7 protein-coding genes are annotated in these 5,671 nt (G+C 69.5%); all 7 read left to right on the forward strand.

Annotated features, from left to right (window positions below):
• Positions 1–517, forward strand: a 517-nt coding sequence (locus tag QZ772_RS02415) for a fumarate hydratase (protein WP_295522669.1), incomplete at its 5' end; no start/stop codon positions are given.
• On the forward strand, positions 514–1,113 hold the full coding sequence (locus QZ772_RS02420) for a fumarate hydratase C-terminal domain-containing protein (RefSeq protein WP_295522670.1): 600 nt from the start codon (positions 514–516) through the stop codon (positions 1,111–1,113). The genes QZ772_RS02415 and QZ772_RS02420, both read left to right, overlap by 4 nt.
• A gap of 195 nt (positions 1,114–1,308) precedes the next feature.
• On the forward strand, positions 1,309–2,187 hold the full coding sequence (locus QZ772_RS02425) for a branched-chain amino acid ABC transporter permease (RefSeq protein ID WP_295522671.1): 879 nt from the start codon (positions 1,309–1,311) through the stop codon (positions 2,185–2,187).
• 3 nt (positions 2,188–2,190) lie between these two features.
• Complete coding sequence (locus QZ772_RS02430; protein WP_295522672.1) at positions 2,191–3,267, forward strand: branched-chain amino acid ABC transporter permease; 1,077 nt, start codon at positions 2,191–2,193, stop codon at positions 3,265–3,267.
• The gene (locus QZ772_RS02435) at positions 3,264–4,079 is read left to right on the forward strand and encodes an ABC transporter ATP-binding protein (RefSeq protein ID WP_295522673.1); all 816 of its coding nucleotides are present in this window, start codon (positions 3,264–3,266) and stop codon (positions 4,077–4,079) included. The genes QZ772_RS02430 and QZ772_RS02435 overlap by 4 nt, the downstream gene beginning before the upstream one ends.
• 38 nt (positions 4,080–4,117) lie before the next feature.
• Entirely contained in the window at positions 4,118–4,888 is a 771-nt protein-coding gene (locus QZ772_RS02440) for an ABC transporter ATP-binding protein (protein ID WP_295522675.1), read from the forward strand.
• Positions 4,889–4,896: 8 nt separating this feature from the next.
• On the forward strand, positions 4,897–5,671 hold a 775-nt coding region (locus QZ772_RS02445), incomplete at its 3' end, for an AMP-binding protein (RefSeq protein ID WP_295522674.1).

Raw genomic sequence — 5,671 nt, forward strand, 5'->3', positions numbered from 1 at the left:
CAGCCATGCGGGCAAGGACATGCCCATCGTCACCTTCGACCTGCTGGACGAGGCCGACTACGTGGACATCACCTGCGCGCCCAAGGCCATGGGCACGGGCCGGTGGGAGGCGCTGGACACCTTCGTCTACCCCTCGCTGGAGACCATCGAGAACTACGTGCTCGACACGGTGATGCGCGCCGGCTCGCAGCCCTGTCCGCCCATCGTCGTGGGGGTGGGCATTGGCGGGACCTTCGACCATGCGGCGCGCATCGCCAAGGAGGCCGTGCTGCGCCCCTTCGGCCGGACCAACCCGGAGCCCGTGCTGGCCGCGATGGAAGGCCGGCTGCTCGCCGCCATCAACCGCCTGGGCTTCGGCCCCATGGGCACGGGCGGCGACACCACGGCCATGGCGGTGCACATCGAGTACGCGGCCTCGCACGGCTTCGTGCCGGTCGCCGTGAGCCTGAACTGCTGGATCAACCGCCGCACGCGGGCGCGCCTGCATGCCGATGGCCGCGTGGAGCGCATGGAATGAAGGCGCTGCGACTGCCTCTCGAGCGCGCCGAGGCCGTGGCCCTGGCGGTGGGCGACCTGGTCACCGTCAGCGGCACGGTCACCATGTCCATCGGCCTGCCCACGCACCAGCGCATGGTGGACCACCTGGCGCGCGGCGAGCCGCTGCCGGTGGACCTGCACGGCGGCGCCTTCTTTCACCTGAGCTGCTTCAACCGCGAGCGCGCGGACGGGCAGGGCCACGAGGCGCTCTACCTCAACCCCACCACCAGCACCCGCTACAGCCCCTACATGCCGGCCCTCATCGAAGGTGCCGGCCTGCGGCTGGTGGGCGGCAAGGGCGGCCTGGATGCCGCCAGCGTGCAGGCGCTGCAGCGGCAGGGCTGCGTGTACCTGTCCTTCCTGGGCGGCGGCTGCACGCTGCTGTCGCAGGCCATCCGGCGCGTGGTCGCCGTTCACTGGACCGACTACATCGCCCAGTTCCGGTTGCTGACGCTGGAGGTCGAGGACCTGGGGCCGGCCACCGTGGCCATCGATGCCCACGGCCGCAGCGTGTATGCCGACCTGCGCCAGCAGGCCGAGCAGCGGCTGCAGGACCTGCGCGCCGCGCGCACCTGAGGCGCCGCCTGCCCACGCACGGGCCCGCCGGCCCGTGCCGCGTTGCGCTTTCATCCTTCTCGTCTCGGTTCAAACCCGCACCCTGCCGGGAGATCGTCGGATGCGACGATATTCCGTCCCGTCGGACTGCTTATGGTTCGTTCCGCGCCGGCCCATGCCGGCACGCAGAACGAACAACGAGCAGGAGACAAACCATTGCTGGTACTGCAGATCGTCATCGCAGGCCTGGCGCAGGGCTGCGTCTACGGGCTGATCGCGCTGGGCTTCGTGCTCATCTACAAGGCCACCGAGACCGTCAACTTCGCGCAGGGCGACCTGATGATGCTGGGCGCCTTCGCCGGCTTCGCGGGCATGGGCCTGTTCGGCTGGCCCTTCTGGCTGGCCGCCCTGGCGGCGCTGGGCGCCATGGCGCTGCTCGGCCTGCTGATCGAGCGGCTGATCGTGCGGCCGGTGCTGGGCCAGCCGCAGTTCACCATCGTGATGCTCACCTTCGGCCTGGGCTATGTGATGCGCGGGCTGACCACCATGGTGCCGGGCGTGGGCACCGACACCCACACGCTCGCCGTCCCCTACAAGGGTGAGACCGTGGCCCTGGGCGGCGCGGTGGTCCTGGGCGCCGAGCAGCTGGTGGTGATCGTGGCGACGGCGGGCCTGTGCACCGCGCTTTGGCTGCTGTTCCGCTTCACGCGCGTGGGCATCGCCATGCAGGCCTCGTCGCAGAACCAGCTGGCGGCCTACTACATGGGCATTCCGGTGCAGCGCCTCAACGGGCTGGTGTGGGCGCTGGCCGCCGCGGTGGCCGCCGCCGCCGGCCTGCTGCTGGCGCCGGTCACCTTCGTGCACGCCAACATGGGCTTCATCGGGCTCAAGGCCTTTCCGGCGGCCATCGTGGGCGGCTTCGGCAGCCTGCCGGGCGCCATCGTGGGCGGTCTGATCATCGGCCTGGTCGAGGCGCTGTCGGGCTTCTACCTGCCCGAAGGCTTCAAGGACGTGGTGCCCTACGTGGTGGTGCTGCTCATGCTGGCCATCAAGCCCACCGGGCTCTTCGGCGACCGCGCCCGCAAGAAGGTCTGAGCCATGCGTTTCATCTTCAAGACCTGCTACGACCAGGACATCGACCTGGCCCGCCACGGCGGCCAGCGCTTCTGGTACGGGCTGCTGCTCTTGGCGCTGCTCGCCGCGCCCTGGCTGCTGTCCACCTACTGGGTCGCGCAGCTGACCTTCGTCTTCATCTACGCCATCGTGGCCGTGGGGCTGATGCTGCTGGCCGGCTTCACGGGGCAGTTCTCCATCGGCCATGCGGCCTTCATGGGCGTGGGGGCGTACACCGAGGCCTACCTGATCGCGCGCGGCTGGCCGCTACCCGTGAGCCTGGCCTGCTCGATGGCGCTGGCGGCGGCCGTGGGGGTGGTGGTGGGCCTGCCGGCGCTGCGCGTCAAGGGCATGTACCTGGCGATCGCCACCCTGTCCTTCGGCTTCATCGTCGAGGAGGTGTTGGCCCGCTGGGAGAGCGTGACCGGCGGCAACGCCGGCAAGGCGGTGGCCAGCGCCACGCTCTTCGGCCGGCCGCTGGACAGCACCGAGGCGCTGTACTTCCTGTGCCTGCTGTGTATGGTCGGCGCCACGCTGGTGGTGCTGAACCTGCTGCGCTCGCCCACCGGCCGCGCCTTCGTCGCCATGCGCGATTCGGAGATCTCGGCGCAGAGCATGGGCATTCCGCTGGCGCGCTTCAAGTTCATGTCCTTCGCCATCTCCGCCGCGCTGGCGGGCCTGGGCGGCGCGCTGTATGCGCACAAGATGCAGTTCATCTCGCCCGACCAGTTCGGCCTGGTGCAGTCCATCGACCTGGTGCTGATGATCGTGGTGGGCGGGCTGGGCTCCATGCACGGCGCCTTCTTCGGCGCCATCTTCCTGATCGGCATGCCGCAGCTGATCTCCCTGGCCAAGGACTGGCTGCCCCCCGCCATGGCGCAGGCCGCGGGGCTGCAGAGCGTGGTGTACGGCGGCGTGCTGATCGCCTTCGTGATGCTGGAGCCGCTGGGCATCTACGGCCGCTGGCTCAAGCTGCGCACCTGGCTGGAGCTCTACCCCTTCTACCGCCGCGGCATGTTCCGCCGCCAGAAGTCCTACGCCAAATCCGAAAGGCTGAAGTGAACGCACAGCCCCTTCTCTCGGCCCGTCACCTCAGCGTGCGCTTCGGCGGCGTGCTGGCGGTCAACGACGTGAGCTTCGACGTGATGCCCGGTGAGGTGTTCACGCTGATCGGCCCCAATGGTGCGGGCAAGACCACGGTCTTCAACCTCATCAGCCGCATCTACGAGGCCACCACCGGCGAGCTGCAGTTTGCCGGCCGCCGCCTGAACGACGTGCCGCCGCATGGGGTGGCGGCCCTGGGCATCGCCCGCACCTTCCAGAACATCGAGCTCTTCGAGCACGCGACGGTGTTGCAGAACCTCCTCATCGGCCGCCACATCCGCCGCCGCACGAGCGTGTGGAGCGAGATGCTCTTCCTGCCCCAGGTGCGCCGCGCCGAGCGCGAGACGCGTCGCAAGGTGGAGGAGGTGATCGACCTGCTCGACCTGCAGCACTACCGCGATGCGCAGGTGGCGGGCCTGCCCTACGGCGTGCGCAAGGTCGTGGAGCTGGCGCGCGCCCTGTGCACCGAGCCGCGGCTGCTGCTGCTGGACGAGCCCTCGTCCGGCCTCAACGTGGAGGAGACCGGCGACATGGCCTTCTGGATCCAGGACATCCGGCGCGACCTGGGCGTGACGGTGCTGATGGTCGAGCACGACATGGGCCTGGTGTCCAAGGTGTCCGACCGGGTGTTGGCGATGAACCAGGGCGCCGTGCTGGCACTGGGCGAGCCGGCCGCCGTGCAGTCCGACCCGGCGGTGATCGAGGCCTACCTGGGCACGGTGGACGATGTGGCGTCGCTGCGCCGTCCGCGCATGGAGGCGATGGCATGAGCGCGCTGCCGATTGCCGCACATGCGCCGCAGGCCGACATGCAGCCGACCCTGTCGCTCGCCAACGTCGAAAGCGCCTACGGCCCCGTCAAGGCCATCCGCGGCGTGAGCCTGCGCGTGATGCCGGGGCAGATCGCGACGGTGCTGGGCTCCAACGGCGCGGGCAAATCCACCATCCTGAAGACCATCAGCGGCATCATCGATCCGCAGAAGGGCAGCATCGTCTTCGAGGGCGAGGAGATCACGGCGCGCGACCCGGCCTGGATCGTGCGCCGTGGCCTGTCGCATGTGCCCGAAGGCCGCGAGGTGTTTCCGCTGCTCTCGGTGCGCGACAACCTGCTGATGGGCGCCTACACCCGGCGCGACCGCGACGCGGTGGCCCGCGACATGGAGACGGTGTTCGGCTACTTCCCCATCCTGCGCGAGCGCGCCGCGCAGGACGCCGGGCTGCTCTCGGGCGGACAGCAGCAGATGCTCGCCATCTCCCGCGCCATCCTGGCCGGCCCGGCCATGATCCTGCTCGACGAGCCCAGCCTGGGCCTGTCGCCGCGGCTGACCAAGGAAATCTTCGAGATCGTGGTGCGCATCAACCGCGAGCGCGGCACCACCATCCTGCTTGTCGAGCAGAACGCCAACATGGCGCTGAACGTGGCCGACCACGGCTACGTGCTGGAGAACGGTCGCATCGTCATGGACGACGCCTGCGACCGGCTGCGCGAGAAGGACGACATCAAGGAGTTCTACCTCGGCATGAAGGAAGCCGGCGCCCGCGGAGACCGGCGCTGGAAGAAAAAGAAGAACTGGCGGTGAGGCAGCGCATGGCACTCTGGAATCTCGATCACTTCAGGCCCACGGACGACCTCGTCGTCCCCGGCGACACCATCTCGCGCATCTTCTGGGCCGGCGTCGCGGCGCGTGGCGACCGCGTCATGATGCGGCAGAAGGACCTCGGCGTCTGGCGCGGCTGGAGCTGGAACGAGGTCGGCACGCTGGTGCGCGAACTCGCGATGGGCCTGGTGGCGCAGGGCCTCGCGCCCGGCGACTGCGTGTCGATCCTGTCGAACACGCGCGTCGAATGGGTGTGGCTCGACCTCGCCGTGCTGGGTGCCGCGGGCGTCTCCAACGGCATCTATCCCACCGACGCCGCGGCCCAGGTGCACTACCTGTGCGAGGACTCGCGCACCACCGTGCTGGTGGTGGAGGACGAGGAGCAACTGGACAAGGCGCTGGAGGTGCGCGCCCGTCTGCCGCTGCTGCACACCATCGTGCTGATCGACCCCAAGGGCCTGGCCGAGTTCAGCGACCCGATGGTGATCACCCTGGACGCGCTGCGCGAGCGCGGCCGTGCGCACGACGCGGCGCACCCCGGCGAGTTCGAACGCCTGCGCGAGCTGCGTGGCCCCGAGGACCTGGCCATCCTGATCTACACCTCGGGCACCACCGGCAAGCCCAAGGGCGCCATGCACAACAACCGCAGCCTGGTGACGGTGGTGCACGGGCAGAACCGCATCCTGCCGCAGGACGAACGCGACGAGCGCATGTGCTTCCTTCCGCTGTGCCACGTGGCCGAGCGGGTGGTGGGGCTCTATGCCT

Origin of the sequence: uncultured Pseudacidovorax sp., from assembly GCF_913773995.1 — a bacterium.
Taxonomy (GTDB): Bacteria; Pseudomonadota; Gammaproteobacteria; order Burkholderiales; family Burkholderiaceae_C; genus Xenophilus.

Excerpts from the sequence above, each read along its gene's own strand:
- QZ772_RS02420 (WP_295522670.1), top strand. The coding sequence starts at position 514 with ATGAAGGCGCTGCGACTGCCTCTCGAGCGCGCCGAGGCCGTGGCCCTG.
- QZ772_RS02430 (WP_295522672.1), top strand. The coding sequence starts at position 2,191 with ATGCGTTTCATCTTCAAGACCTGCTACGACCAGGACATCGACCTGGCC.
- QZ772_RS02440 (WP_295522675.1), top strand. The coding sequence starts at position 4,118 with ATGCAGCCGACCCTGTCGCTCGCCAACGTCGAAAGCGCCTACGGCCCC.